At 68.7% G+C, this 26,876-nt stretch carries 24 protein-coding genes; 9 read left to right on the top strand and 15 right to left on the bottom strand.

All coding sequences use genetic code 11. The features are described 5' to 3' along the window. Positions 1 to 31 precede the first annotated feature (31 nt). The 3 genes from clpA to GGR16_RS08015 all read right to left on the bottom strand — a co-directional run bounded on the left by clpA (position 32) and on the right by GGR16_RS08015 (position 3,564). The gene (clpA, locus tag GGR16_RS08005; RefSeq protein ID WP_019403527.1) at positions 32 to 2,527 is read right to left on the bottom strand and encodes an ATP-dependent Clp protease ATP-binding subunit ClpA; all 2,496 of its coding nucleotides are present in this window, start codon (positions 2,525 to 2,527) and stop codon (positions 32 to 34) included. Positions 2,528 to 2,540: 13 nt separating this feature from the next. Beyond that, on the bottom strand, positions 2,541 to 2,885 hold the full coding sequence (gene clpS / locus GGR16_RS08010; RefSeq protein WP_183316372.1) for an ATP-dependent Clp protease adapter ClpS: 345 nt from the start codon (positions 2,883 to 2,885) through the stop codon (positions 2,541 to 2,543). 328 nt (positions 2,886 to 3,213) lie between these two features. Beyond that, positions 3,214 to 3,564 carry a phasin family protein gene (locus GGR16_RS08015; RefSeq protein ID WP_019401558.1) on the bottom strand — a complete coding sequence of 117 codons (351 nt, stop codon included), beginning with the start codon at positions 3,562 to 3,564 and terminating at the stop codon, positions 3,214 to 3,216. 284 nt (positions 3,565 to 3,848) lie between these two features. Here GGR16_RS08015 and GGR16_RS08020 point away from each other — a divergent pair, with 284 nt between their 5' ends. Further along, the gene (locus tag GGR16_RS08020) at positions 3,849 to 5,294 is read left to right on the top strand and encodes a serine hydrolase (protein WP_183316373.1); all 1,446 of its coding nucleotides are present in this window, start codon (positions 3,849 to 3,851) and stop codon (positions 5,292 to 5,294) included. Positions 5,295 to 5,369: 75 nt separating this feature from the next. On the opposite strand, the gene GGR16_RS08025 is transcribed toward GGR16_RS08020, so the two are convergent. Next, the gene (locus GGR16_RS08025; RefSeq protein ID WP_019403513.1) at positions 5,370 to 6,128 is read right to left on the bottom strand and encodes a DnaJ domain-containing protein; all 759 of its coding nucleotides are present in this window, start codon (positions 6,126 to 6,128) and stop codon (positions 5,370 to 5,372) included. Then, a complete protein-coding gene (locus GGR16_RS08030) occupies positions 6,125 to 6,871 on the bottom strand; it encodes a vWA domain-containing protein (protein ID WP_183316195.1) in 747 nt (248 codons plus the stop codon). Before GGR16_RS08030 ends, GGR16_RS08025 begins: the two co-directional genes overlap by 4 nt. 180 nt (positions 6,872 to 7,051) lie before the next feature. On the opposite strand from GGR16_RS08030, the gene panC reads away from it, so the two are divergent. Further along, positions 7,052 to 7,894 carry a pantoate--beta-alanine ligase gene (gene panC, locus GGR16_RS08035; protein WP_183316196.1) on the top strand — a complete coding sequence of 281 codons (843 nt, stop codon included), beginning with the start codon at positions 7,052 to 7,054 and terminating at the stop codon, positions 7,892 to 7,894. Positions 7,895 to 7,975: 81 nt separating this feature from the next. Here the strand turns inward: panC and GGR16_RS08040 are convergent, their stop codons facing one another. The 6 genes from GGR16_RS08040 to GGR16_RS08065 form a co-directional block, all read right to left on the bottom strand. Further along, entirely contained in the window at positions 7,976 to 8,338 is a 363-nt protein-coding gene (locus tag GGR16_RS08040) for a hypothetical protein (RefSeq protein WP_183316197.1), read from the bottom strand. Positions 8,339 to 8,416: 78 nt separating this feature from the next. Then, a complete protein-coding gene (locus GGR16_RS08045; RefSeq protein WP_019403517.1) occupies positions 8,417 to 8,854 on the bottom strand; it encodes a DUF1489 family protein in 438 nt (145 codons plus the stop codon). A 175-nt stretch (positions 8,855 to 9,029) separates the two neighbouring features. Beyond that, entirely contained in the window at positions 9,030 to 9,971 is a 942-nt protein-coding gene (locus GGR16_RS08050; protein WP_183316198.1) for a hypothetical protein, read from the bottom strand. A 39-nt stretch (positions 9,972 to 10,010) separates the two neighbouring features. Then, positions 10,011 to 11,981, bottom strand: coding sequence for an acetyl-CoA carboxylase biotin carboxylase subunit (locus GGR16_RS08055; protein ID WP_183316374.1), 1,971 nt, complete (start codon positions 11,979 to 11,981; stop codon positions 10,011 to 10,013). A 317-nt stretch (positions 11,982 to 12,298) separates the two neighbouring features. Continuing rightward, positions 12,299 to 13,027 carry a histidine utilization transcriptional repressor HutC gene (gene hutC / locus GGR16_RS08060; protein WP_183316199.1) on the bottom strand — a complete coding sequence of 243 codons (729 nt, stop codon included), beginning with the start codon at positions 13,025 to 13,027 and terminating at the stop codon, positions 12,299 to 12,301. 6 nt (positions 13,028 to 13,033) lie between these two features. Then, the gene (locus GGR16_RS08065) at positions 13,034 to 14,395 is read right to left on the bottom strand and encodes a formimidoylglutamate deiminase (protein ID WP_183316200.1); all 1,362 of its coding nucleotides are present in this window, start codon (positions 14,393 to 14,395) and stop codon (positions 13,034 to 13,036) included. Positions 14,396 to 14,640: 245 nt separating this feature from the next. On the opposite strand from GGR16_RS08065, the gene hutI reads away from it, so the two are divergent. From hutI to GGR16_RS08100, 7 genes are all read left to right on the top strand, one after another. Further along, positions 14,641 to 15,849: an imidazolonepropionase gene (gene hutI, locus GGR16_RS08070; protein ID WP_019403521.1), complete on the top strand. Its 1,209-nt coding sequence runs from the start codon at positions 14,641 to 14,643 to the stop codon at positions 15,847 to 15,849. Between the two features lie 40 nt (positions 15,850 to 15,889). Next, the gene (gene hutH / locus GGR16_RS08075; RefSeq protein WP_183316201.1) at positions 15,890 to 17,440 is read left to right on the top strand and encodes a histidine ammonia-lyase; all 1,551 of its coding nucleotides are present in this window, start codon (positions 15,890 to 15,892) and stop codon (positions 17,438 to 17,440) included. Further along, a complete protein-coding gene (gene hutG / locus GGR16_RS08080) occupies positions 17,437 to 18,264 on the top strand; it encodes an N-formylglutamate deformylase (RefSeq protein ID WP_183316202.1) in 828 nt (275 codons plus the stop codon). The genes hutH and hutG overlap by 4 nt, the downstream gene beginning before the upstream one ends. Positions 18,265 to 18,429: 165 nt before the next feature. Beyond that, positions 18,430 to 20,094 (top strand): urocanate hydratase, encoded by a 1,665-nt coding sequence (hutU, locus tag GGR16_RS08085; RefSeq protein ID WP_183316203.1) that lies wholly within the window; start codon positions 18,430 to 18,432, stop codon positions 20,092 to 20,094. 10 nt (positions 20,095 to 20,104) lie between these two features. After that, on the top strand, positions 20,105 to 21,265 hold the full coding sequence (locus GGR16_RS08090; RefSeq protein WP_210289420.1) for a CaiB/BaiF CoA transferase family protein: 1,161 nt from the start codon (positions 20,105 to 20,107) through the stop codon (positions 21,263 to 21,265). Further along, positions 21,262 to 22,401, top strand: coding sequence for an acyl-CoA dehydrogenase family protein (locus GGR16_RS08095; RefSeq protein ID WP_343059613.1), 1,140 nt, complete (start codon positions 21,262 to 21,264; stop codon positions 22,399 to 22,401). Before GGR16_RS08090 ends, GGR16_RS08095 begins: the two co-directional genes overlap by 4 nt. Positions 22,402 to 22,406: 5 nt before the next feature. Further along, positions 22,407 to 22,979 (top strand): HutD/Ves family protein, encoded by a 573-nt coding sequence (locus tag GGR16_RS08100; protein ID WP_183316204.1) that lies wholly within the window; start codon positions 22,407 to 22,409, stop codon positions 22,977 to 22,979. Between the two features lie 3 nt (positions 22,980 to 22,982). On the opposite strand, the gene GGR16_RS08105 is transcribed toward GGR16_RS08100, so the two are convergent. The 4 genes from GGR16_RS08105 to GGR16_RS08120 form a co-directional block, all read right to left on the bottom strand. Then, entirely contained in the window at positions 22,983 to 23,549 is a 567-nt protein-coding gene (locus GGR16_RS08105) for an HdeD family acid-resistance protein (protein WP_183316205.1), read from the bottom strand. Positions 23,550 to 23,684: 135 nt separating this feature from the next. Next, positions 23,685 to 24,470 (bottom strand): ATP-binding cassette domain-containing protein, encoded by a 786-nt coding sequence (locus GGR16_RS08110; protein ID WP_183316206.1) that lies wholly within the window; start codon positions 24,468 to 24,470, stop codon positions 23,685 to 23,687. After that, a complete protein-coding gene (locus tag GGR16_RS08115) occupies positions 24,467 to 25,240 on the bottom strand; it encodes an ABC transporter permease (protein ID WP_183316377.1) in 774 nt (257 codons plus the stop codon). Before GGR16_RS08115 ends, GGR16_RS08110 begins: the two co-directional genes overlap by 4 nt. A gap of 111 nt (positions 25,241 to 25,351) precedes the next feature. After that, a complete protein-coding gene (locus tag GGR16_RS08120; RefSeq protein WP_183316207.1) occupies positions 25,352 to 26,302 on the bottom strand; it encodes an ABC transporter substrate-binding protein in 951 nt (316 codons plus the stop codon). Positions 26,303 to 26,876: the final 574 nt, after the last annotated feature.

Consider the following 26,876-nt stretch of genomic DNA (forward strand, 5'->3'; position numbering starts at 1 on the left):
TCCCGTCTACGCTGAAACCAGCTTGCCACCTTCAACCCCTGACGAGCGGGACCTTGGGCACGGTGCTGACCGGCGCCGGCAGGCCGCCCTTGCCGCCCCGCCCGCCGGTCTCACCACCGCCCGACTTGCGGCCTTTCTGCACCTTTCGGGCCGGCTTTGTCGAGCCCCGCTTCACCTTGCGGCGCTTGGCGGCATCGGCCACGTCCTTCTCGGGCTTCGGCGTCACCGGCCCTTCCGGATATTCGAAGCCGAGGCTGCGCGTACCTGTCTCGTCGGTGATGACGACGACGCGCACGGCGCCGCCGTTCTTCAGCCGCCCGAACAGCACCTCGTCGGCCAGCGGGGTCTTGATCGTCGTCTGGATGAGCCGCGCCATGGGCCGGGCCCCCAGCGCCTCGTCATAGCCGTTGTCGACCAGCCACTCGCGCGCCTCGTCGCTCAGCTCGATGGTGACGTTGCGGTCGGCGAGCTGCGCCTCGAGCTGCAGGACGAACTTGTCCACGACCTTCGCCACCACCTCCTTCGGCAGATGGCCGAAGGAGATGATCGCGTCGAGGCGGTTGCGGAACTCCGGCGCGAAGAGGCGGTTGACGGCCTCCTGGTCGTCTCCCTCGCGCTTGGTGCGCGTGAAGCCGTAGGCCGGCCGGGCGAGGTCGGCGGCGCCGGCATTCGTCGTCATGATGAGGATGACGTTGCGGAAATCGACCTGCTTGCCGTTGTGGTCCGTCAGCTTGCCGTGGTCCATGACCTGCAACAGGATGTTGAACAGGTCGGGATGGGCCTTCTCGATCTCATCGAGCAGCAGCACGCAGTGCGGATGCTGGTCGACGCCGTCGGTCAGGAGCCCGCCCTGGTCGAAGCCCACATAGCCGGGCGGTGCGCCGATGAGCCGCGAGACGGTGTGCCGCTCCATGTACTCCGACATGTCGAAGCGCAGCAGCTCGACGCCGAGCGTCGCCGCCAGCTGGCGCGCCACCTCCGTCTTGCCGACGCCGGTCGGGCCGGCGAAGAGATAGCAGCCGATCGGCTTCTCGGCATCGCGCAGCCCAGCGCGGGCGAGCTTGATCGAGGCCGACAGCGCCTCGATGGGGCGCTCCTGCCCGTAGACGACGCGCTTCAGCGTCTCCTCGAGGTTCTGCAGAACCTCGGCATCGTCCTTCGACACCGTCTTGGGCGGGATGCGCGCCATGGTGGCGATGGTCGTCTCGATCTCCTTGACGCCGATCGTCTTCTTGCGCCGGCTCTCGGGCAGCAGCATCTGCGAGGCGCCGGTCTCGTCGATGACGTCGATCGCCTTGTCCGGCAGCTTGCGGTCGTGGATGTAGCGGCTCGACAGCTCCACCGCCGCCTTGATGGCGTCGTTGGTGTAGCGCAGCTTGTGGAACTCCTCGAAATAGGGCTTCAGCCCCTTGAGGATGGCGATGGTGTCCGGGACGCTCGGCTCGTTGACGTCGATCTTCTGGAAGCGGCGCACCAGGGCCCGGTCCTTCTCGAAGTACTGGCGGTACTCCTTGTAGGTGGTCGAGCCGATGCAGCGCAGCGTGCCGGAGGCGAGCGCGGGCTTCAGCAGGTTCGACGCATCCATCGCGCCGCCGGAGGTCGCCCCGGCGCCGATCACCGTGTGGATCTCGTCGATGAAGAGGATCGCGTCGGGATGCTGCTCGATCTCCTTCATCACCTGCTTGAGGCGCTCCTCGAAGTCGCCGCGGTAGCGCGTGCCGGCGAGCAGCGTGCCCATGTCGAGGGCGAAGACCGTCGCGTCGGCCAGCACCTCCGGCACCTCGCCCAACACGATCTTGCGGGCGAGCCCCTCGGCGATGGCCGTCTTGCCGACGCCGGGATCGCCGACGAGCAGCGGGTTGTTCTTGTGCCGGCGGCACAGCACCTGGATGGTGCGCTGGATCTCGCCCTCACGGCCGATGAGCGGGTCGATGCGCCCCTCGCGGGCCTTCTTGTTGAGGTTGACGCAATAGGCCTCGAGGGCATCGCCCTTCTTCTTGCGCTGGCCCTCGGCCTCGTCGGTGCTCGACGAGCGCCCCTCGCTCTCCTCGTCGGAGCCGCGCGGCGCGCGGGTTTCCGACAGCCCGGCGCGCTTGGCGATGCCGTGGCTGATGTAGTTGACGGCGTCGTAGCGCGTCATGTCCTGCTCTTGCAGGAAATAGGCCGCGTGGCTCTCGCGCTCGGCGAAGATGGCGACGAGCACGTTCGCGCCCGTCACCTCCTCCCGGCCCGAGGACTGCACGTGGATGACGGCGCGCTGGATGACGCGCTGGAACCCGGCCGTCGGCTTCGATTCCTCGCGCCCGTCGGCGACGAGGTTGGTCAGCTCGGTATCGACATATTCGACGAGATTGCGGCGCAGCATCTCGAGATCGACATTGCACGCGCGCATCACCGCCGCCGCATCCTGGTCATCGACCAGGGCGAGCAGCAGGTGCTCGAGCGTCGCGTACTCGTGGTGGCGCTCGTTGGCGAAGGCCAGGGCCCTGTGAAGCGCCTGTTCGAGACTGCGGGAGAAGGTGGGCAAAAGGGTCTCTCCCCTATTTCTTTTCCATCACGCATTGCAGCGGGTGCTGGTGCTGCCGTGCGAAATCCATCACCTGGGTGACTTTGGTCTCGGCAACCTCATAGGTGAAGATGCCGCATTCCCCGACGCCGTTCTGATGCACGTGCAGCATGATCCGGGTGGCGTCCTCCCGGGCCTTGTTGAAGAAGCGCTCCAGCACGTGCACCACGAACTCCATCGGCGTGTAATCGTCGTTGAGCAGCAGCACGCGATACATGTTGGGCCGCTTGGTCCGCGGCTTGGTTTTCGTTAGAAGCGCCGAACCCGGACCATCGTTCCCTTGCGAGGGACGCAATCCGCCACGCCGGCGCTCCGTCATGCCCGTCGTCGGCCCCACGGCCCGCTCGTCCAGCTTCCCAGTCCCTGTCGGCATCGTATCCGCAAATGATCTCGCGCTTGGCCCGCTCTCGCGCGCGCCCGGACGGCGCGCCCCGACTAATCTAATGCCCGGCGGGATGCTTCGCCAGTGCGTCCGGCGCCGCGCGCGGATCAAAAAACAACGACGGCGGCAGCAACGCCTCCGCCGCCGCCCCCGGCGAGGGGAGACAGGCGCGAAAAAGGGCAAACGGCACGAAAAAAGGCCCGGCACGGGGCCGGGCCTTGAGGCGGGAGGATAAATCGATCGGCGGCGCGAGCCGCCGCCGGTATCACTTGCCGGTGGTCGCGACCGTCTGCGCGCGGGCGTAGAGGCCCTCGTAGGGCTTCACCGCTTCCTTGGCGAGGTCGGCATAGAGCTCACCGATCTTGCTCGTCTGGGCGACGAGACCCTCGTAGGCGCTCTTGAGATAGGCGGACTGGATCTCGAAGGCCTTGTCGAGCGTCTTGGCGCCGGCGAGCTTCTCGACCGTGGCGCTGCCCTGCTCGAAGCTCTTCTTCGAATAGTCGGCAACCTCGACGGCGATCGCCTGGGCACCCTTGGAGACGGCGCCGAACGTCTTCATGGCGACGTCCATCTGTTCCTTGCCGAGTTTCTGCAGATCGTCGAACTGAGCGAACATGTCCTCTTCGGCGCCGCGAGACGCCGCCCCTGAGCTGGCCGGAGACACGTCCGGCATGACCAAAAAACCGCCTGACTAAAGCCGGTGCGCTATATATATGTGCAACGCACAATGGCTGTCAACGCCATTTGTTGCATTGCAACATGACCCGCAGGCGCCCGGTTTAACGCATCCGTAACCGCGTCGACTTAGCGTCGTTGACAGTGGCGCGCCGGTGACTGGCTCGAAAGATCCGGCGCAGAAGGACAATTCAGGCGTCTGATGTCGGGGACGGACAAATGAACATGGGTTGCGTATCGACCCGGTGGCGGCGTTGGGGCGCCGTGCTGGGAACAGTCGGGCTTGCCGCGTCGCTCAGCCTCGTGCCAACGGCTCCGGCCATGGCCAAGAAGAAGGCTTCGGGTGGATACAACCCGCCGTATGCGGCCATCGTCGTCGACGTGAAGAGCGGCAAGACGCTGCACGCCGTCAATGCCGACGCCCCGCGCATCCCCGCATCCATCACCAAGGTGATGACGCTCTATCTGCTGTTCGAGCAGCTCGAGGCCGGGCGGGTGCGCCTCGACACGCCCCTCAGGGTCTCCGCGAACGCCGCCGCGCAGGCGCCGTCGAAGCTTGGGCTCAAGGCCGGCTCCAGCATCTCGGTGGAGAACGCCATCCTGGCCATGGTGACGAAGTCGGCCAACGACGTCGCCATGGTGGTGGCCGAGAACATCGGCGGCTCCGAGCGCGCCTTCGCCCAGCTCATGACGCGCAAGGCGCGTGCGCTCGGCATGAGCCGCACCACCTTCTACAACCCGCACGGCCTGCCGTCCTCGCCCGCCAACGTCTCCACGGCGCGCGACCTCGCCATCCTCGGCCAGGCCATCCAGGACCGCTTCCCCCGTTACTACGGCTATTTCGAGAAGCGCAGCTTCACCTACGCCGGCCGCACCCACGGCAACCACAACAAGCTGCTCGGGCGCGTCGAAGGCGTGGACGGCATCAAGACCGGCTTCACCCGCGCCTCCGGCTTCAACCTCCTGACCTCGGCCAGGACGAGCACCCGCCACGTGGTCGCCGTCGTCCTCGGCGGCCGCTCCGGCGCGTCGCGCGACCAGATCATGGCCAACCTCGTCTCCGACAACCTGCCCCGGGCCTATGCCGGTGCGCGGCAGACGCCGGCCGTCGCCGACCGTGCGCCGACGCCGGTCGCCGTCGCCCGCGCCGAGGAGGTGGAGACCACCGCCGCCATTCCGCTTCCCGCGCCGCGCCCCGAGCCGGCCGGCGCCCCGCTCGACCTGTCCAGCATCCGGCCGGTCGTCGCCTCGGCCTCCGGCTCGACCGCGACGCCCTCGTCCATGCAGTGGTCGGCAGGTCCGCAGCCGGCACCCCGCGCCGGGACCCAGGTGGCCTCCGCCGAGCCGGTTGCCGTCTCCGCCATCGCCGATCTCGAGAAGAAGCAGGCGGCCGAGGAACCCGTGAAGCAGGCCGCCCCCTCCCGCTCGGCCGGCTGGGTGATCCAGCTCGCCGCGACCGGCGACGAGGCGCGCGCCCGCGACATTCTGAGCGACGCCCGCCAGAAGTCCCGCGATCTCCTGTCGAACGCCTCGCCCTTCACCGAGAAATTCGTCAAGGACGGCACCACCTTCTACCGCGCACGCTTCTCCGGCTTCGATCCGGACAGCGCCCAGGCCGCCTGCAAGACCCTCAAGCGGCGCGGCTTCTCCTGCTTCGCCACCCGCGGCTGAGCCGCGCGACGACGAGCGGGCCGCCCTGACGGCTCGCCAGCCTTCCAGTGTCAAACGCCGCATTCGGTCGGAGTATCAGCGATGTCGGCTCAACAGGATGTCCTTGGCCTGATTCACACGGGCGGCCAGATAGGTCGAGCCCCCCTGGTCGGGATGGAGTTTCTTCATGAGCGTGCGGTGCGCGCGACGAATGTCGGCCTCTCCGGCCCCCGGCGGAAGGCCGAGCACCTCACGAGCCTCCTCTTCCGTCATCGCGCCCGCAGCCGCCTCGCCGCGGCCCCGCGCGTGAGCATCGCCGTCAGCGTCTTCACGCCAGGCGGGAAACCGGCGGTCGAGATAAGCCTCTAGGAGGCGCGCACCGTCCATGTCGCGGGCGAGGCATTCGCGGTGGAGCTCGAGAAGCTCCTCCCGCCCCAGCCCCGACAGGGCCCGGCCCTCCCGCGGGCCGGCGAGAACCGTCCCCTCCATCTCGCCGCTCGCATGGTCGAGCTCCATCTCGATCATCACCGAGCGCACCCGCGATACGCGGGGCGCCCCGCCGCCCGACGAGCCGGGCCCGGATCCCGGCCAAGAGCCCGGCCAAGAACCCGGCCAGGAGCGCGGGCTCGCATAGCCGGCCCCCGGCCGGCCGAGCAGCCACCAGCCGAGGCCGGCAAGCCCCAGCGCCATGTCGAAACGCCCCCGCACCAGCAGCACGGCCGCGACGGCGAGCGCTCCCCAGCCGCCGGCCTGGCGCAGGACCTTCGCCAGCACCTTGGCATCGGCATTGGCATAGCTGCGCCCGAGCCACCACAGGAGCACGAGCGCGAGAAGTCCAAGAGCAAGTGCGATCACCGCTTGCCACCCATTGCGGTCAACAATCCCCTCACCTCGCCGCCGTCGCGGTCGGCGAGCCGCTGCAGCGCCGGCAGGCCACCGGTGGCATAGGCCGCCGCGCCGCGCAGAAGCGCTGCGAGCGTCGCGCCCGCACCGCTGTCGAAACGTGCATAGGCGCCGCCGGTCAGGCGGGAAAGCTCCTTGAAGACCTGTGTCACGGCCGCGTCTTGCCCCTCCTGGAACGCGAAGATGCGCACGCCGAGCAGGCTAAGTTCACCGGCGAGCGCGCACAGGCCGTCCGCATCCTCCTCGACGGCGTCGCCGACGAGGACGAGGACCTTCGCCCCACTGCGCGACACCTCGCTGCGGGCATGGGTGAGGACGCGCCCGATCTGCGTCAGTCCGCCGCGGCAGTCGATGCGCGTCATGAGCGCGGTCAGCGCCCCGGCATCGGAGACCCAGCGCGAGGCCCGGCATTCGCCGAAACCGCGGAAATAGACGAGCTGCACGGCAAGGCCGCCGCCGGCGAGCGCCGTGTCGAACATCTCGGCCTGCAGCCGGCAGGCGAGATCCCAGGTCGGCTGCCGGCTCATGGTGGCGTCGAGCGCGAAGATGAGGCGCCCCGCCGGCGCGGCGGGCGTGGCGACCGCCCTGGCCTCTTTCAGGAAGGCATCGACGTCGCGCGACGGGCCGGCCTCCGGCGCGGATGATCCGCGCTGCGCCAGGTCCCTGTCGCGGCCGTCACGCTTGTCCTCACCCATGGCCGGGCCGCCTCCCTTTCGTTCTTATCTTCATGTGGCACGAACCGGCGCCCTTGCAAGCGCGACATCCCCCCGGGGCCTCTTTGCACTGCAACATGATTGTTGGCGGGGCAGCCTCGCTTTGCTACAGGCAGAAGCTATGCACGGCGGCAAAGACCGGGCAAGGGAGGGACGACGGGCATGGACAGGGTCGCGACGGTCGATACGGTCAAGGGCTTGCGCGAGGCGGTCGCCTCGTGGCGCGGAGCGGGCGAGCGCGTCGCCCTGGTGCCCACCATGGGCGCCCTGCACGTCGGCCATCTTTCGCTGGTCGAGCGCGCCCGGGCGCTGGCCGACCGGGTCGTCGTCTCGATCTTCGTCAATCCGACCCAGTTCGCCCCCAACGAGGATTTTTCGAAGTATCCCCGCACGCTGGACGATGACCGCGCGAAGCTCGCGGGCCTCGCGGAGCTCGCCTATACGCCGCTCGTCGAGGAGATGTATCCGCCGGGCTTCGCCACCACGGTGAGCCTTGCCGGCCCGGCCGCCGCCGGGCTCGAGGATGCCTTCCGCCCCACCCATTTTGCCGGCGTCGCCACCGTCGTCGCCAAGCTGCTGCTGCAGGCCCTGCCGGACGTCGCCGTCTTCGGCGAGAAGGATTACCAGCAGCTCAAGGTCATCGCCCGCATGGCACGCGATCTCGACCTCACGGCCGAGATCATCGGCGCACCGACCGTGCGCGAGGCCGATGGGCTCGCCCTGTCCTCGCGCAACCGTTACCTGTCCGACGAGGAGCGGGCGCTCGCGCCCACGCTGCACCGCACCTTGCAGGACGGCGCAGCCCGCCTGCGCGCCGGCGAGGATGCCGGGGCCGTCGTGACGGCCGGCGAGGATGCTCTTGCGGCAGCCGGTTTCGCCGTCGATTACCTCGCCCTGCGCGACGCCGAGACGCTCGCGCCGGTCAGCGACCTTGCGGCGCCGGCGCGCCTCCTCGTCGCGGCGCGGCTGGGAGCGACGCGGCTCATCGACAACATCGCCGTCTGACGAGAACGGGCACGGCGAAAGCCGTGCCCCGTCAGCCATTTGCAGCACGATCCGGAATCAGTTTCCGAGGCAACGGCATCGTCAGTGCAGCCGGCGACGCTCCTCAGCATCCTCGTAAGCCGCCCAGGCCACGAGGAGATCGGCGCCGAAGCCTTCGTCCGCGAGGCTGCCGCTGATGGTCAAGAAGAGGGATTCGGCCTTGTGCCAGTCGCGGGCGAGCGGCATGGCCCCGTCGGGCCCGCTTTCGAGCCGCGCCTCGGCATAGCGCTCCAGCAGCGCCTCGCGCTCGGCGAAGGCGAAGGCGGCGACGGCGGTGCGGAACACGCGTCCCGCCTCGATCTCGACCTGCCCCGTATCGCGCTGGCGCGGACGCACGAGATAGCCTTCCGCCCGCTCGTCGATTTCAAAGGACCGTGCGGCCCCTTCTGCAACACCGATCAGCATGAGCGCCTCCATCGGCTATCCTCATGCATCGACGATGCCAGCAAGGCTGTGCCAAAGCGGTGCGGGTGCGCACGCAACCTACAGGAGGCCGAGGGAGGCGAGTTCCCGCCGCAGCTCCTCGGGCATCTCGGCTGCGCTCGCGCTGCCGTCCCCGAGGTCCGGCGGCGCATCCTTGGCCGTGAGATAGCGCCAGCCCTGGAACGGGCGATACGGCCGCGGCGAAACCGGCACGACGACCGGCTCCATGACGAGATGGCAGCGCGAGATGCCCTCGCCATCGGTGAAGGGGCGGATGGCGACGAGCCGCTGGCGGCAGGCGAGCTGTCCCTTGATGACCCAGTAGAGCGATCCGCCGTCGAGAAGCTCCTCGACGCGCTTGGGCACCATGCGCGTCGTGTGCAGCTGCTCCTGCGGCAGCTTCTGCCGCCGGCGCTCGCGCATGCGCTCCTCGATCCACTCCTCGAGGTCGCGGATCGATTCTGCCCCGACGCAGAGCTTGATGAGATGGAGGGCCATGGCCCAACTATCTAGCGCCGGCGCCGCGCGAGGCAACCGGGACGGTGCACGGGGCGGGGGATAACGGGTGGAGCAAGAGAAACGACTGAGTCGCAACTACAAAGGCTGAGGCTGCGAACCTCGATAAGGGAGCCACACCTCAACCAACGATAGGCACCTTGTTGATTGCCGGATTCTAATCGCTCCCCCGAAACAAGCGGAAGAACGTCTGAGAATTCGGCTCGATCAACCCAAATCCGCTCGCGTCGATATAGAATTTAAAGGTCAAATTTATTGGAATGGGAATATTATTATCAACAAATATGCTCGAAACAAAATTCGAATCTGATTGGGCCGCTAAAGCAAATCTCTCCAACTCCATCATGACGTGATCTGCGCTCCGGACGGCATCGATCGATACCCCTGAAGCAGAAATCCCGGGACCCGGAAAATAGCAACTCCCATCGAGCTCCACCATAAAATTTGCGCCCATTTGCAGCAATCTTAGGCGATCGGAATCGTTAAGCGTCCGAGACAAACCAACGGCCCCCTCGACCTTATAAACTAAATTTGCCATCGGCCAGTTATTTACAATTACCTTGATCGAATGCGCGCTGGCCCAAGATCCTCTATGGGGCATTATATCGATTACGAAGGCATGATCGCGCTTAAACAATACAAATAGAACATCATCACTTCTTACAACAAAGCCATCATCCTCGACTTGATCGCTCATGTGAAGATGGTAAATACCGAAAGAATTCAACATGAGATCAATATCTTGCCGCCGCTTTAGAGGAACACTCCCTGGGACAACGACAGCCTGGTCAATTCTTCGACTCTGATATTTCCTAAGATCGGCGCCGCTCTTAATGGCCGACAACAAATATTCGAGCGGTTGCTTATAGCGCTCTCTCAGCGAATTCCCGATGAACTCACCAGAGAGGTAGACATCTCTTGGACGAGCCGAAATAGTGCGCCACGACCAATTGAACCACCGAATAAGAAGTTCCGTCGCATCAAGACCGTGAAGGTAGCATACGATGGAATTATCCGCCCTGTCGTATGGCAGCGCGTGTAACAGAAAAGCACGGGCGCTTTCCGTTATCTGATCTAGAAGATTGTCTGGAATATTCAATTTGATAGCCAACTATTTTGTATAGAAGATTATTTACACCTACTCCTCCCCTGCGATCACGATGAGCCGCGCCCCTTCCCCCACCTGCGCTCCCGGCTCGGCGGCGATCTCGGTCACCGTGCCGGCGCAGGGGGCGACGAGCACGTGCTCCATCTTCATCGCCTCGACCACGGCGAGCCGCTCGCCCTTCTCGACCCTGTCGCCGACGCCGACGAAAACGGCGACGAGTTTGCCGTGCATCGGCGCCTTGACGAGGCCGTCGCCGTCCATGTGCTCGAGGTCGACGGCGAAGGGGTCGTAGATCCTGACGCTCGTCTGCCGGCCCTCGGCGAGGACGAGCATGGCCGCGTCCGCCTCGACCAGCGTGAGATCGTGCTCGCCCTCCGGCACCGGATGGCCGGGAAAGGCGACGGCCGGTCCGTCCGGGCCGTAGTCGAGCACGGCCTCGACCCGCTCACCCTCGACGAGGAGCGGCAGGCCGGTGCGCCGCGCGCCGACGAGCTGGAAGCCGTCGTCGGCCCACCAGCCGCCCGCCTCCTCGTCCCGCAGGGACGACGCGGCGGAAAAGGCGATGCGTTCGCTCTCGCGGTGGACGAGGGCGAGCGCCCCCGCTGCCGCCGCCGCGGCATCGAAGCCGCGCGGTACGGCGCCGAGCGCCTCGATGTTGCGGTCGATGAAGCCCGTGTCGAAACGCCCGTCACGGAACTCCGGCGCCTCGCACAGCGCCTTGAGGAAGGCGATGTTGGTCTTCGGCCCCGCGACCGTCGTGCCGCCGAGCGCCTCGGCCAGCCGGTCGAGCGCCTCGGCGCGCGTCGGCGCCTGGGCGATGACCTTGGCGATCATCGGATCGTAGAAGGGTGTCACTGCGTCGCCCGCGGCCACGCCGGTGTCGATGCGGATGTCGTCGCCCGCACCGAAATCGAGCGCCCAGAGCTTGCCGGTCGACGGCAGGAAGCCCTTTTCGGGATCCTCCGCATAGAGCCGCGCCTCGACGGCATGGCCGTCGATCGCAAGGTCCTCCTGCGTGAAGGGCAACGCCTCGCCCGCGGCGACACGGAACTGCAGCTCGACGAGGTCGAGCCCGGTGATCGCCTCCGTCACCGGGTGCTCCACCTGCAGGCGCGTGTTCATCTCCATGAAGTAGAAGCGGTCCGGCCTCAGGCCCTCGCGCCCGTCGGCGATGAACTCGACCGTGCCGGCCCCCACATAGCCGACGGCCCGCGCCGCCTCCGTCGCGGCCTGCCCCATGGCGGCGCGCATCTCCTCGGTCATGCCCGGCGCCGGCGCCTCCTCGATGACCTTCTGGTGGCGGCGCTGCAGGGAGCAGTCGCGCTCGAAGAGGTGCACGACATTGCCGTGCCCGTCGGCGAAGACCTGGATCTCGATGTGCCGCGGCGACAGCACGTATTTCTCGACGAGCACGCGCGGGTCGCCGAAGGCATTCTGCGCCTCGCGCTGGGCGCTCTCGAGCGCGGCGTCGAACTCGGCCGCCTTGTCGACGCGCTTCATGCCCTTGCCGCCGCCGCCGGCGACCGCCTTGATGAGCACGGGATAGCCGATCTCATAGGCCTTCTGGCGCAGGAAATCAGGCTCCTGCCGGGCGCCGTGATAACCCGGCACCACCGGCACGCCGGCCTTCTCGACGAGCGCCTTGGCCGCATCCTTCAGCCCCATGGCGCGGATGGCGGATGCCGGCGGGCCGACGAAGGCGATGCCGTTCGCCGCGCAGGCCTCGGCGAATTCCGCCCGCTCGGAGAGAAAGCCGTAGCCCGGATGGATGGCGGCGGCCCCGGTCTTCTTCGCCACCTCGATGATGCGGTCGATGAGAAGGTAGCTCTCGGCCGCCGGCGCCGGGCCGATGCGGTGCGCCTCGTCCGCCATGTGCACGAACATCGCATCGGCATCCGCATCCGAATGGACGGCGATGGTGCGCATGCCGAGCTGCCGCGCCGTGCGGATGATGCGGCAGGCGATCTCGCCGCGGTTGGCGATGAGGAGGCTGTCGAGCACGAAGTCATCTCCCTCGATCACGGGCGCGCCGGTTCGTCCGGCGGCAAATCATGTCGCTTTCGCGGTCAACAGACCATAGCCCGCCCATAAGCGCCATGCCGCAATGCACGGCATCCGGCCTTGGCATCTGCGCGGGGGGCGGGCTCCGGTCGACGCACGCTCGTGCCCCGGACGCGCCGCAGCACGAAGTGGTGCGGTGCAGATCCGGGGTCCCTTGTCTACAGCGCCTTCGGCAGGTTCTTTTGCTGGACCCCGGATGGCATTCCGCTTCGCTGCATGCCTCCGGGGAACATGGCGCTCCAGCCTGCGGTCGTCGCTCACCGCGTCGCGGGGCTGAAGCGCGCCACGAGCTGGTGGCGCTCGCCGGGATAGGTCAGCGTCACCGCCGTGATCGTCGTCCCGGCCTGGAAGGTGCGCCGCGCCACGACGAGGCAGGCGGCGCCGCGGGCGACGGCGAGGTGATGGGCGACGTCCGCCCCGGCATTCTCGGCGCGGATGGTGTGCTCGGCCTCGGTCCAGGGGATCTGCTCGAGCAGCCAGGTGCCCGGCGGCGAAGCGGCGAAGGCCTCGCGCGCCGCAGCCGGCACGACGGCAAGGTTGATCAGCCGCTTCTCGTAGACGAAGGGCCGCTCGTCCGCGAAATGCAGCACCGTGAGCGCCTCCACGTCGAAGCTGCCCTTGGCCGCCCCGAGCCGCGCAAGGTCCTCCGGCCGCGCCCGCCGGCGCTCCCGGTCGAGGATCACGTAGCGGTAGCTGCGGCCGGAGCCGGTGATCTCGGCCTTGATGTCGTGGACTTCGAGCACGGTCTCCTGCGACTTCGGCGCCGCGACGAAGGAGCCGGAGCGGCGCCGCCGCACAACGAGCCCCGCCGCCGCCAGCGCCGAGATGGCCTTGTTCACCGTCATGCGCGAGCAGCCGAACTGCGCGACGAGGTCGTGCTCGGACGGCACGCGATGGCCGGGCGGCCACTCGCCGGAGAGGATCTTCTCCTCGAGCTCCCGGCGGATCTCGGCATAGCGCGGCAGCGGTTCGGCGATGCTCACCACCGTCTCCTATGCCTTCACGAGCCGGGCGAGCGTGCGCCGGTACGCTGCCTCGACCGTATCGCGCGCCGCGTGCCGACCGCCCGCGACGACCTGCCGGCCGCCGATATAGACACGGTCGAGCGCCGCCTTGCCGGCAACGAAGAGATAGGCGTCGAGCCAGCGGTCACCCCGCATGGGCGCAAGATCGACGTGAGCCGCGTCGAGCACGACGATGTCGGCGCGGTGGCCGGGAGCGAGCGCACCGATGGCGCGGCCGAGCGCACGGGCTCCGCCGCGGCAGGCCTCGTCATGGAGCCGCCGGCCGGTCGATTCGCCCCGCCTCTGCGCCATGAGGTTGCGGCCGCGCAGGGCCAGGCGCTGGCTGTATTCGAGCTGCCGGAGCTCGCCCGGCGCCGTGATCTCGATGTTGGAATCGCTGCCGACGCCGTAGAGCCCGCCCTGCCCGGCGAATTCCACCCCGGCGAAGATGCCGTCGCCGAGATTGGCCTCGGTGATCGGGCAAAGGCCAGCGACGGCCCCGGAGCGGGCGATGCCGCCGACCTCCTCGTCCGTCAGATGGGTGGCGTGGACGAGGCACCAGCGCCCATCGACCGGCGCATTGTCCATCAGCCATTCCACCGGCCTGCGGCCGGACCAGGCGAGGCAGTCCTCCACCTCCTTCACCTGCTCCGCGATGTGGATGTGGATCGGGCCATCCCCGGCGAGCGGCAGGATCGCGGCGAGGCTTTCGGGCGTCACGGCGCGCAGCGAGTGCGGCGCGATGCCGACCCGTGCATCGGGCAAAGGCGCGACCGCCTTGCGCGCGCCTTCGACCAGTTGCGCGAAGCGCTCCGGATCGTTGAGGAAGCGCCGCTGCCCCTCGCCCGCCGGCTGGCCGCCGAAGCCGCCCTGGGCATAGAACACCGGCAGGAGCGTCAGGCCGATGCCGGTCGCCTCGGCGGCGGCGGCGATGCGCTCGCAGTGCTCGGCGAGATCGGCATAGGGCGCGCCGTCCGAGCCGTGGTGCAGGTAATGGAACTCCGCTACCGCGGTGAAGCCGCCCTCCAGCATCTCCAGGAAGGCATAGGCCGCAATGGCCTCGACGTCCTCCGGCGTCAGGGCGCCGAGGAAGCCGTACATCACCTGCCGCCAGGTCCAGAAGCTGTCGCCCGAGGGGCCGCGCGTCTCGGCAAGGCCCGCCATGCCGCGCTGGAAGGTGTGGCTGTGCAGGTTCGGCAGGCCCGGCAATGCAATGGAGCCGCCATAGGCGGCGTCGCCGCGCACGCTGTCGCGTTCGATGGCCGCGATCGTGCCCGCTTCATGGGTGATCGTGACATCGTCGGCCCAGCCGTCGCCGATGAGGGCATGATCGAAGAACAGCTTCTGCATGATCTCTCCCCGTGGCAACGGCCCCGCTCTCACAACCGTCATGCCCGCGCCTGTCGCGGGCATCCACGCCGCGACGGTTGCGCAAAGATGGAAGGCGTGGATGGCCGGGAAAGAGCCCGGCCGTGACGGCGCAGGAAGGTCGTTCGTGCCATGGCCAGTCTGCGTGATGGCGCGCGATTTTGTCTAGACAATAAATCGGCAGGCTGATTATGTATAGACAATAAGAGCGGAAGGGAGCAGGCCACATGGACGCCGACAGGCTGTGGTTCAACGCACGACTGGCGACGCTCGCTGAAGGCACGCCGGGGCTCGGCATCGTCGACCATGGCGCGCTCGCCTGCAAGGACGGGCGCATCGTCTATGCCGGCCCGATGGCTGACCTGCCACCGTCACTCCGGGCGAAAGAGCGCATCGATTGCGCCGGGCGCTGGATCACGCCCGGCCTCATCGACTGCCACACGCATCTCGTCTTCGGCGGCGACCGCGCGCAGGAATTCGAGATGCGCCTTGCCGGCGCGAGCTACGAGGAGATCGCCCGCGCCGGCGGCGGCATCGTCTCCACCGTGAAGGCGACCCGCGCGGCGGGCGAGGACGACCTCGTCACGAGCGCCCTGCCCCGGCTCGACCACCTCCTCGCCGAGGGCGTCACCACCGTCGAGATCAAGTCCGGCTACGGCCTCGATACCGAGACCGAGCTGCGCAGCCTGCGCGCCGCGCGCCGGCTGGGCGAGGCGCGCCCGGTCACCGTCACCACCACCTTCCTCGGCGCCCACGCGCTGCCGCCGGAGGCGAACGGCGACAAGGCCGCCTATGTCGCGAAGGTCGTCGACGAGATGCTGCCGGCCGTCGCGGCCGAGGGCCTTGCCGATGCGGTCGATGCCTTCTGCGAGGGCATCGCCTTCTCGCCCGACGAGACGGCGCGGGTCTTCGAGGCCGCGAGGGCCCACGGCCTGCCGATGAAGCTGCACGCCGACCAGCTCTCCAACCTCCACGGCGCCGCGCTCGCCGCCCGCTTCGGCGCGCTGTCCGCCGACCACCTGGAATATACGGACGCGGAAGGCGCCGCCGCCATGGCCGCCGCCGGCACGGTGGCCGTGCTGCTGCCCGGCGCCTTCTACTTCATCCGCGAGACGAAGAAGCCGCCGGTCGAGCTCTTCCGCGCCGCCGGGGCGCGCATGGCGCTCGCGACCGACTGCAATCCCGGCACCTCGCCGCTGACCTCGCTGCTGCTCACCATGAACATGGGGGCGACGCTGTTCCGCCTGACGGTGGAGGAATGCATCGCCGGCGTCACGCGCGAGGCCGCAAGGGCCCTCGGCCGCCTCGACGAGGTCGGCACGCTCGAAGCCGGCAAGTGGTGCGACCTCGCCATCTGGGACATCGAGCGCCCGGCCGAGCTCGTCTATCGCATCGGTTTCAACCCGCTCCATGCCCGGGTCTGGAGGGGAAAGTGAAGTTCTCTGGCCATTCCGCCGCTGCCTCCGGTGACCTGACATGACCGAACAGACGATCACCCTTCATCCTGGGGATGTCGCCCTCGCCGACTGGCGCCGCGTCTATCACGGCGCCCCGGTTGCGCTCGACGACGCGTGCCGCCCGGCCGTCGAGGCCGCGGCGCGCACCATCGACGCCATCATCGCCAGGGGCGAGCCGGTCTACGGCATCAACACCGGCTTCGGAAAGCTGGCGAGCGTGCGCATCGAGGCCGGCGATCTCGCGGCGCTCCAGCGCAACATCGTCCTCTCCCATGCCGCCGGCGTCGGCGAGCCGCTGCCCGTGCCGGTCGTGCGCCTCGTCATGGCGCTGAAGCTCGCGAGCCTCGCGCAAGGGGCCTCGGGCGTGCGCTGGGAGACGATCCGTCACCTCGTCGCCTGCCTCGGCAAGGGCCTCGTGCCCGTCGTGCCCGGCCAGGGCTCGGTCGGCGCCTCGGGCGACCTCGCGCCCCTCGCCCACATGACGGCGGCGCTCATGGGCGTCGGAGAGTTCTTCGTCGAGGGCGCCCGCGTGCCGGCGGACAAGGCGCTGGCCGATGCGGGCCTCGCGCCCCTCGTGCTCGGGCCGAAGGAGGGGCTCGCCCTTCTCAACGGCACGCAGGTGTCGACGGCGCTCGCAATCGCCGGGCTGTTCGAGGCTGAACGCGTCTTCCAGTCCGCCCTCGTCACCGGGGCGCTCGCCACCGACGCCGCCAAGGGCTCCGACGGGCCGTTCGACGAGCGCATCCAGCGCCTGCGCCGCCACCGCGGCCAGGCGGAGACCGCGGCCGCCTTGCGCGCCCTCATGGCCGGCTCGGCCATCCGCGCCTCGCATCTCACCAACGACGACCGGGTGCAGGACCCCTATTGCCTGCGCTGCCAGCCGCAGGTGATGGGTGCCTGCCTCGACCTCCTGCGCAAGGCGGCCGACTTCCTCGCCACCGAGGCGAACGGCGTCTCCGACAATCCGCTCGTGTTCCCGGAGGCGGGCGAGGTCATCTCCGGCGGCAACTTCCACGCCGAGCCTGTCGCCTTCGCCGCCGACATGATCGCCATGGCCTTGTGCGAGATCGGCTCCCTCGCCGAGCGGCGCATCGCCATGCTGGTCGATCCGGCCCTCTCCGGGCTGCCGGCCTTCCTCACGCCGAAGCCCGGGCTCAACTCCGGCTTCATGATCCCGCAGGTCACGGCCGCCGCCCTCGTCTCCGAGAACAAGCAGCGCGCCTATCCGGCGAGCGTCGATTCCATCCCGACCTCGGCCAACCAGGAAGACCACGTCTCCATGGCGACGCACGGCGCCCGCCGGCTCATACCGATGGCGCAGAATGCCGCGGCCGTCATCGGCATCGAGCTTCTGGCCGCCGCCCAGGGCTGCGACTTCCATGCCCCGATGCGCTCCAGCGAGCCGCTGGAGAAGGCGCGCGCCCTGCTGCGCGGGCGGGTGCCGCACCTCGCCGACGACCGCCACTTCGCCCCCGACATCGCGGCGGCGACCGATCTCGTCCGCTCGGGCGCCCTCGCGGCAGCCGTGGGTGCGCCGGCGCTGCCGGCCGTGACGGAGCACGAGTCGTGAGCACGCCCTCCTTCCTCACCGTCACCCGCGGCGAGGCCCCGCTCCTCGTCAGCCTGCCGCATACGGGCACCGACATCCCGGAGGAATTCGCCGCCGGCCTCGTCTCCCCGTGGCGCGCCCGCAAGGACTGCGACTGGTGGATCGAGCGGCTCTACGACTTCGCTGCCGGCCTCGGCGCGACCGTCGTGCACACGGCGATCTCGCGCACGGTCATCGACGTCAACCGCGATCCCTCCGGCGCCTCGCTCTATCCCGGCCAGGCGACGACCGAGCTCGTGCCGACGACGACCTTCGACGGCGAGCCGCTCTACGAGCCGGGGCACGAACCAGATTCCGACTCGATATCAAGGCGCAAGGCGCTTTTCTTCGAACCGTATCACAAGGCGCTCGCCGACGAGATCGCCCGCCTGCGCACTGTCCATCCGCGCATCGTCGTCTACGACTGCCACTCGATCCGCTCGCTCATCCCGCGGCTCTTCGCGGGCGAATTGCCCAACTTCAACATCGGCACCAACGGCAGCACGACCTGCGATCCGGCGCTGACGGCCAGGATCGCGGAGATCTGCGCCGCCACCGGCCGCAGCCACGTGGTCAACGGCCGCTTCAAGGGCGGCTTCATCACCCGCCACAACGGCCGCCCGGCGGATGGCGTCCACGCCATCCAGATGGAGCTCGCCTGCCGCGGCTACATGCGCGAGCCGGTCGGCCCCGTGGACGAAACCTCCTGGCCCGCGGCCTACGACGAAGCCTATGCCGCGCCCATGCGCGCCGCCCTCACCCGCATTCTCGAAGCCTGCCTCGATTTTGCGAGGAGTGCCCGCTGATGCTGCCGACGCTTCTTTCCCGCCATGCCCGCGCTCGTCGCGGGCATCCACGCCCGGACGCAACGAAGCAGGTCGCAGGCGTGGGTGGCCGGGACAAGCCCGGCCATGACCGCAGGGTCCTCACGCGCCATCCCCATCAATGACCGTTCTGACGGAGTCCGCCCCATGACCCGCATCGACAACGCCCGCGTCATCCGCGCCCCGCACGGTAGCGACATCAGCGCCAGGAGCTGGCTGACGGAAGCGCCGCTGCGCATGCTGATGAACAACCTCGACCCGGACGTCGCCGAGAAGCCCGGCGAACTCGTGGTCTACGGCGGCATCGGCCGCGCCGCGCGTGACTGGGAGAGCTTCGACCGCATCATCGCCGCGCTGAAGAAGCTCGAGGCGGACGAGACGCTGCTCATCCAGTCCGGCAAGCCGGTCGGCGTCTTCCGCACCCATCCGGACGCGCCGCGCGTGCTCATCGCCAATTCCAACCTCGTGCCGCACTGGGCCACCTGGGACCATTTCAACGAGCTCGATCGGAAAGGCCTCATGATGTACGGCCAGATGACGGCCGGCTCGTGGATCTACATCGGCTCGCAGGGCATCGTGCAGGGCACCTACGAGACCTTCGTCGAGATGGGGCGCCGGCACTACGGCGGCGACCTCTCCGGCCGCTGGATCCTCACCGCCGGCCTCGGCGGCATGGGCGGCGCCCAGCCGCTCGCCGCCGTCATGGCCGGCGCCTCGTGCCTCGCCATCGAATGCCGGCCGTCGAGCATCGAGTTCCGCCTGCGCACGGGCTATGTGGACGTTCAGGCGAAGGACCTCGACGAGGCGCTCGCCATCATCGAGGAGGCGACCCGCACGAAGAAGCCGGTCTCGGTCGCGCTCCTCGGCAATGCCGCCGAGGTGCTGCCGGAGCTGGTCAAGCGCGGCGTGAGGCCCGACTGCGTCACCGACCAGACCTCGGCGCACGATCCCGTCAACGGCTACCTGCCGAAGGGCTGGACGCTCGCGCAGTGGGAAGAGAAGCGCGAGGCCGACCCGAAGGCGGTGACGAAGGCGGCCAAGGCCTCCATGGCCGAGCACGTGCGCGCCATGCTCGCCTTCCACCGGATGGGCGTGCCCACCGTCGACTACGGCAACAACATCCGCCAGATGGCGCTGGAGGAAGGCGTCGCCGACGCCTTCGACTTCCCCGGCTTCGTGCCCGCCTACATCCGCCCGCTGTTCTGCCGCGGCATCGGCCCCTTCCGCTGGGCGGCCCTGTCGGGCGATCCGGAGGACATCTACAGGACCGATGCCAAGGTGAAGGAGCTGCTGCCGGACAACAAGCACCTGCACAACTGGCTCGACATGGCTGAGAAGCGCATCAAGTTCCAGGGCCTGCCGGCGCGCATCTGCTGGGTCGGCCTCGGCGACCGCCACCGCCTCGGCCTCGCCTTCAACGAGATGGTGGCGAAGGGCGAGTTGAAGGCCCCCATCGTCATCGGCCGCGACCATCTCGACAGTGGTTCCGTCGCCTCGCCCAACCGCGAGACGGAGGCGATGCGGGACGGCTCCGACGCCGTCTCCGACTGGCCGCTGCTCAATGCTCTCCTCAACTGCGCCTCGGGCGCCACCTGGGTGTCCCTGCACCACGGCGGCGGTGTCGGCATGGGCTTTTCGCAGCACTCGGGCATGGTCATCGTCTGCGACGGCACGCCGGAGGCGTCGCGGCGCATCGAGCGCGTGTTGTGGAACGATCCGGCGACCGGCGTGATGCGCCATGCCGACGCCGGCTACGACATCGCCGTCGAATGCGCGAAGGAGCACGGCCTCAACCTGCCGAGCCTTCCCTGAGGTGAACGACATGAGCGGGGGCGCTGCCATGAAGCCGCTGGCCGATCTCAGGGTGCTCGATTTCAGCCGCGTGCTGGCCGGCCCCTATTGCACCGCCCTCCTCGCCGACCTCGGCGCGCAGGTGATCAAGGTCGAGCCCCCGGGCGGCGACGACTATCGCCACATCGGCCCCTTCGTCGAGGGCGAGAGCATGCTCTTCGCCACGGTGAACCGGGGCAAGCGCTCCATCGTCCTCGACCTCGCCAAGGCAGAAGATCTCGCCGTAGCCCATGCGCTGGCCGCCCGGGCGGACGTGGTCGTCGAAAACTTCCGCCCCGGCGTCGCGGACAAGCTCGGCATCGGCTGGGCGCAGCTGTCCGCGCTCAACCCGCGCCTCGTCTATGCCTCCATCTCCGGCTTCGGCCAGGAGGGGGAGCTGGCGAAGCGCCCGGCCTACGACGTCATCCTGCAGGCGATGAGCGGCATCATGGCCGTGACGGGCGAGCCGGACGGGCCGCCGACCCTCGTCGGGGAATCCATCGCCGACGTCGCCGCCGGCCTCTTCGCCTCCTGGGCGGTGCTCGCGGCCTTGCACGAGCGCCACGGCACCGGGCGCGGCCGCCACATTGATCTTGCCATGTTCGACGCCATGGTGGCCCTGCAGCCGCTCGTCGTCGCCCGCTATCTCGCGACGGGCGATGCGCCGCGGCGCGTCGGCAACCGCCATCCGCTGTCGGCGCCCTTCGGCGCCTTCGCGGCACGCGACGGCAGCTTCGTGCTCGCGGTGCTCAACGACAAGCTCTTCCAGCGGCTCGCCACCTGCATCGGCGCGCCCGAGATCGCGGCGGACCCGCGCTTTGCCACCGACAGCGACCGCCTCGCCAACGAGGGGGCGCTGCGCGCCCTCATCGAAGCGTGGTCGCGGCAACGCCGCGCCCGCGAGGCCGTGGAGGCGCTCGTCGCCCACGGCGTGCCGGCCGCCGAGATCAACGACATGGCCGAGGCCCTCGCCTCCCCGCATGCCGAGGCCCGCGGCCTCCTGCAGGAGGTGAGCGACGCGCGTGCCGGCATGCGGCAGGTGCCCGAGCAGCCGGCGCGCTTCGCCGGCGCGCCGCGCGGTGGCCTTGCCGCCGCCCCTCGCCTCGACGGCGACCGCGCCGCCATCCTGGCCGACCTGGAGGACCGGACGTGAATGCCCCCGCGATGACAGCCGAGGACGCCGCCGCCCTCGTCGAGGCCGTGGCCGACTTCAGCCGGAGCGTGCTCGCCCCGGCCGCCGCGGAGATCGACCGCACGGGCCGCTCGGCCACCATGCACCTGCCGCAGCTTGCGGAGATGGGCATCATGGGCCTCAACCTGCCCGAGGCCTGCGGCGGCATCGGCCTGCCGGCGACGGCCCTGTTCGAGGCGGTGGCGGCCATCGCCGGAGCCTGCGGCTCCACGGCCTCCATGGTCACGGCCCATTGGCTCGCGACCGATTCCATCCTCATCGGCGGCACGCCGGAGCAGCAACAGCGCTACCTGCCGGCAGCGGCCGCCGGCAAGGCGCTCGGCGCCTTCGGCCTTACCGAGCCCGGCGCCGGCTCCAACCCGGCCGACATGACGACGCGTGCCGTGCGCGAGGGCGACGACTACCGCATCACCGGCACCAAGCATTTCATCTCCAATGCCGGCGAGGCCGATTTCATCGTCGTCTATGCCAAGACGGACATGGCCGCCGGCGCGCGCGGCATCTCGGCCTTCGTCGTCGAGCCGAAGGCGGGCGGCGTGCGCTGCTCCGCGCCCGAGCCGACCATGGGCCTGCGCGGCGGCCATGTCTTCGAGGTTTCGCTCGACTGCGTCGTGCCGGCAGAGAACCGCCTCGGCGAGGAGGGCAAGGGCTTCCGCACCGCGCTCAAGGTGCTCGACGCCGGGCGGCTCGAGATCGCCGCCTGCGCCGTCGGCATCGCCGAGGCCGCACTGGCCGCGGCGCTCGACTGGGCAAGAGAGCGCAAGGTGGGCGGCGAGCCGATCGCCCATTTCCAGGGCCTGCAATGGATGCTGGCGGACATGGCGACCGACATCGCCGCCGCGCGCCAGCTCGGCCTTGCCGCCGCGCGCAAGCGCGAGGCCGGCGAGCGCTTCTCCATGGAAGCATCGATGGCCAAGCTCCACGCCTCGGAGATGGTCGGCCGCGTCACCGACAAGGCGCTCCAGATCCACGGCGGCTACGGCTTCACCACGGCGCTGCCGCTGGAGCGCTACATGCGCGACTGCCGCATCTTCCGCATCTACGAGGGCTCCTCGGAGATCCAGCGCAATATCATCGCGCGCCATCTGCTGGGGTGAGGCTCATGCGTATTCTCCGGGCCGGCGACTATCGCGTCATGCCGTGGAAGAACGGCGGCGGCGAGACCACCGAGATCGCCGCCTTCCCGGAAGGCTCCGGGCTGGAGACCTTCGACTGGCGCGTGAGCATGGCGCGCGTGGCGAGCGACGGGCCGTTCTCCATCTTTCCGGGGATCGACCGCACCCTGTCGCTCCTCGACGGCCCGGCGCTCACCCTCGCCTTCGACGACCGGGGCGAGGTCGTCATCGATGCGGCGACGCCGCCCTATGCTTTCCCGGCCGATGTCGCCGTGACCGGGCGTCTCGCCGGCGCCCCGATCACCGACCTCAACGTGATGACGCGCCGCGGGCGCTGGCGCCACCATGTGCAGCGGGTCGCGGTCGAAAGCCCGCGCGCCCTGCCGCGCCTCGGCGACCTCCTCCTCGTCATCGCGACGCGCGAGGCCGTCACCCTTCGGACAGACGACGGCATGGCCGTCCTGAACCCCGCCGACACCGCCGTCATCGAAGAGGCAGCCGTCAGCCTCGCGGCTGACGGCCCCGCAACTGTCTACACGGTCGACCTCTGGCGCCTCTGACGCTCAGCGCGCCGCCTTGAGGGCGAGGCCGAAGGCGATGAAGGCCCAGCCCTGGAAGATGAGGTCGATCGCAAGCAGCAGGCCCAGCACCCACAGGCTGTTCACCGGCCAGCCGGCCGCGATGATGAGGCCCGTGAGGAGCGTCAGCAGACCGGCGGCGACGATCCAGCCCCAGCCCTTCTCCGGCCGCGCGTTGAAGCCCACCCACATGCGGATGAGGCCGGCAACGATGAGCGAGACGGCGAGCAGCAGCGTCAGCACGCCGGAGGCGAGAAGCGGGTTGTAGAAGGCGAAGAAACCCGCCACCGCATAGATGAGGCCGCTCGCCAGCCAGTAGAAGAAGCGGCCCCAGGTCTTCACGCCGAAGGCATGCACGATCTCGATGATGCCGCCGACGAGCATGAGCGCACCGACGTAATAGACCGTGGCGACCGTCGCGACGAAGAGATGCGCGAAGGCGATGCCCCCGAAGACGAGCAGGCCGAAGCCGAGCGCGACGAACCAGCCCCACTTCGCCCTCACCTCGCCGACGGCCATGCCGAGCGGACTCTCGTTGAGCGTATTGGCCATTGCACCCCCCTGACTGTCCGCCTGAGGGACGGGGAGCGGGCCCGGACAGCAGCCCGACTCACCCGGCAGTGGGCGAAGGATAGCGCGTGGGCCAAACAATGGCAAAGAAATGCAGGGCGCAGTTTGCCGTAAATTTTAGTGTTCGGTCGCCGCCAGCACCGCTTCGACGCGGATCTCTTCCGTAAGTCTCGCCTTCAGCGCCGAGAATTCGGGGCTCGTCTTCATCTTGTAATCGCGCGGATGCGGCAGGTCGACGGCGAGGTCGGCCTTGATGCGCCCGGGCCGGGCCGACATGACGATGACGCGCGAGGCGAGGAAGATCGCCTCCTCGATGTCGTGGGTGACGAAGAGCACCGTCTTGCGCTCGCGCTCCCAGATGCCGAGCAGCAACTCCTGCATCAGCGAGCGGGTCTGGTTGTCGAGGGCGCCGAAGGGCTCGTCGAGCAGCAGGATCTCGGGGTCGTTGGCGAGCGCGCGGGCGATCGCCGTGCGCTGCTGCATGCCGCCGGAAAGCTGCTTGGGCCAGTGGTTCTCGAAGCCCCTGAGGCCGACCTTGTCGATATAGGAGGCGACGATGTCCCTGGTCTCGGCTTCCTGCCGGCCCTTCTCCCTGAGGCCGAAGGCGATGTTCTGCGCCACCGTGAGCCAGGGAAAGAGCGTGTAGGACTGGAACACCATGCCCCGGTCGGCGCCCGGGCCGGTGATGCGGCGCCCGTCGAGCCGCACCTCGCCCGCGCTCGGCCTGTCGAGCCCGGCGACGATGCGCAGCAGCGTGGACTTGCCGCAGCCGGAGGGGCCGAGGATGGTGATGAAGTCGTTGGCCGCGACCGAGAGGTTCGTCGGCGTCAGCGCCGTCACCGGCGCCCCGCCGCGCACCCCCGGGAAGATGCGCGAGACGTTGTCGATGACGAGCTTCGTCACGCGAGCCTCCACGGGAAGAGCCAGCGGTTGGCCGCCTTGAACAGGAAATCGGAGACGAGGCCGATGAGGCCGATGACGATGATGCCGAAGATGATCTGGCCGGTGGCGAGCAGCGCCTGGCTGTCGATGATCATGTGGCCGATGCCGGACGAGGAGCCGATGAGCTCGGCGACGATGACATAGGTCCACGCCCAGCCGAGGACGAGGCGCAGGATCTCGGCGATCTCCGGCGCATTGGCCGGGATCATGACGCGGCGCACGATGCCCGTGTCGCGCGCGCCGAGCGTGTAGGCGGCCTCGACGAGGTCGCGCCGGGTGGAGCCCACCGAGACGGCGACCATGAGGATGATCTGGAACACCGAGCCGATGAAGATGACGAGCAGCTTCTGCACCTCGCCGATGCCCGCCCACAGGATGAGGAGCGGGATGAAGGCCGAGGCCGGCAGGTAGCGCGCGAAGGAGACGAAGGGCTCGAAGAAGGCCTCGATGGGCTTGTAGGCGCCCATCAGGATGCCGATCGGCACGGCGACGATGGCCGCCAGCACGAAGCCGCCGAGGACGCGCCAGATGGTGACGCCGATGTCGAACAGGAAGCCGTGATCGGCAAGGAGCGCCCAGCCGTCCGCCAGCATGGTGAGCGGGTCGGCGAGGAAGGTGCGCGAGACATAGCCGCCGAAGGTGGCGAAGCCCCAGCCCAGCACGAAGAGGATGAAGAAGGAGATGCCGAGGACGATGCGCGCCCCCTGCCCGATCGGTTCCAGTGGTCTCAGCATGACGTTCCGTTCGTGCCGTTTCCGGTCAGCCGCGCCCGTTCCGCTCCCTCGGCAAGGGAGCGGCAGGTGGCATAGCAGATGCGGGCGGCAAGTGAAGCCGCCGAAGGCTCACTTGATGAAGCTGGTGTCGACGATCGTCGAGATGTCCGGCTTCTGCTTGATGATGCCGATCTCGAGGAGCAGGTCGGCCGCCTCGTTGGAGAACTTCTCGAACTCGCCGGCGAAGAAGGTCCGGTTGGCCTCGCGATCCTGCCAGCGCAGGTACTGGGCCGACTTGCCGAACTGCTCGCCCGTCTGCTTCACGTCGGCGCCCATGATCTCGAAGGCCTTCTTCTCGTCGGCCTTGATCATGTCGAGCGCCTCGAAGTAGCTGTCGGCGAGCGCCTTGGCCGCTTGCGGGTTCTCCTCGAGGAACTTCGGCGTGCAGCCGAAGGTGTCCATGACGACCGGATAGTCGAGCGTCGTGGCGATGATCTTGCCCGCCTCCGGCTTGTCGCGCACGGTCGAGAGATACGGCTCGTAGCTCATGGCCGCATCGTTCTGGCCGGCGACGAAGGCCTGGGCCGCGGGACCGGGCTCGAGATTGACGACCTTGACGTCCTTCACGGAGAGGCCGTTCTGCTTCAGCATCCAGGCGAGCACGAAATAGGGCGAGGTGCCCGGCGCGGAGGCCGCGACGTTCTTGCCCTTCAGGTCCTTGATCGACTGGATGTCGTTGCGCACGACCATGCCGTCGGCGCCGTAGGACTTGTCCATCTGGAAGATCTGCTTGGTGGCGATGCCGTTGGCGTTCCACGCCACCCAGGTCTCGACGGTCGTCGCGGCGCACTGGATGTCGCCCGAGGCGATGGCGAGGTGCCGGCTCGCCTGCGGGATCTTCTTGATGGTGACGTCGAGGCCGTGCTTCTCGAAGATGCCGGCCTCCTTGGCGAGCGTGAGCGGCGCAAAGCCCGTCCACCCGCTCATGCCGATGACGACCTGCGTGTTGGCCGCCGATGCGGCGCCCGCCGCGCCGATGAGGATCGCCGCAGCGAGCCCGAATGCCGAAGTGCGTTTCATGACGTGTCTCCCGGTCCGTTGACCCCTCTTTATCGAATGGCAGCACGCCGCAGCCTTGGTGTCAATTGTCTAGACAAAACTTGCATACACTTTCCCACGCAGGCCGGGCATCTGCCTGTTTGGGCGGCAAGGAAGGGAGGGCCTGAACCGTGCGGATCGGCTTCTCGCGCGTCTTGACGGCGCATCTTGGCCGCGCGTCTTGGCCGATCCTCGTGCGTCATGGCCGGGCTCGTCCAGGCCATGACGCCTTTCAATCCTGCGCGAGCGTCACGGCGTGGATGCCCGCGACGAGCGCGGGCATGACGGCGGGGACAGTTACGCAAATGGAACAGGAAGAGTGGCACAACCTCTCCGCCCGTCCTGGCCGGGCTTGTCCCGGCCATCCACGCCTTTCAACCCCGCGCGAGCGTCACGGCGTGGATGCCCGCGACAGGCGCGGGCATGACGGTGGAGACGGCTGCGCAAAGGGAACGGGAGGAGTGGCACAACCTCTCCGCCCGTCCTGGCCGGGCTTGTCCCGGCCATCCACGCCTTTCAACCCCGCGCGAGCGTCACGGCGTGGATGCCCGCGACG

Origin of the sequence: Chelatococcus caeni (assembly GCF_014196925.1) — a bacterium.
GTDB lineage: Bacteria > Pseudomonadota > Alphaproteobacteria > Rhizobiales > Beijerinckiaceae > Chelatococcus_A > Chelatococcus_A caeni.

Coding starts and splice junctions, on each gene's coding strand:
- clpS (WP_183316372.1), bottom strand. CDS start 2,885: ATGACGGAGCGCCGGCGTGGCGGATTGCGTCCCTCGCAAGGGAACGAT.
- GGR16_RS08015 (WP_019401558.1), bottom strand. CDS start 3,564: ATGTTCGCTCAGTTCGACGATCTGCAGAAACTCGGCAAGGAACAGATG.
- GGR16_RS08020 (WP_183316373.1), top strand. CDS start 3,849: ATGGGTTGCGTATCGACCCGGTGGCGGCGTTGGGGCGCCGTGCTGGGA.
- GGR16_RS08030 (WP_183316195.1), bottom strand. CDS start 6,871: ATGGGTGAGGACAAGCGTGACGGCCGCGACAGGGACCTGGCGCAGCGC.
- panC (WP_183316196.1), top strand. CDS start 7,052: ATGGACAGGGTCGCGACGGTCGATACGGTCAAGGGCTTGCGCGAGGCG.
- GGR16_RS08040 (WP_183316197.1), bottom strand. CDS start 8,338: ATGCTGATCGGTGTTGCAGAAGGGGCCGCACGGTCCTTTGAAATCGAC.
- GGR16_RS08045 (WP_019403517.1), bottom strand. CDS start 8,854: ATGGCCCTCCATCTCATCAAGCTCTGCGTCGGGGCAGAATCGATCCGC.
- GGR16_RS08065 (WP_183316200.1), bottom strand. CDS start 14,395: ATGCAGAAGCTGTTCTTCGATCATGCCCTCATCGGCGACGGCTGGGCC.
- hutI (WP_019403521.1), top strand. CDS start 14,641: ATGGACGCCGACAGGCTGTGGTTCAACGCACGACTGGCGACGCTCGCT.
- hutH (WP_183316201.1), top strand. CDS start 15,890: ATGACCGAACAGACGATCACCCTTCATCCTGGGGATGTCGCCCTCGCC.
- hutU (WP_183316203.1), top strand. CDS start 18,430: ATGACCCGCATCGACAACGCCCGCGTCATCCGCGCCCCGCACGGTAGC.
- GGR16_RS08090 (WP_210289420.1), top strand. CDS start 20,105: ATGAGCGGGGGCGCTGCCATGAAGCCGCTGGCCGATCTCAGGGTGCTC.
- GGR16_RS08100 (WP_183316204.1), top strand. CDS start 22,407: ATGCGTATTCTCCGGGCCGGCGACTATCGCGTCATGCCGTGGAAGAAC.
- GGR16_RS08105 (WP_183316205.1), bottom strand. CDS start 23,549: ATGGCCAATACGCTCAACGAGAGTCCGCTCGGCATGGCCGTCGGCGAG.
- GGR16_RS08120 (WP_183316207.1), bottom strand. CDS start 26,302: ATGAAACGCACTTCGGCATTCGGGCTCGCTGCGGCGATCCTCATCGGC.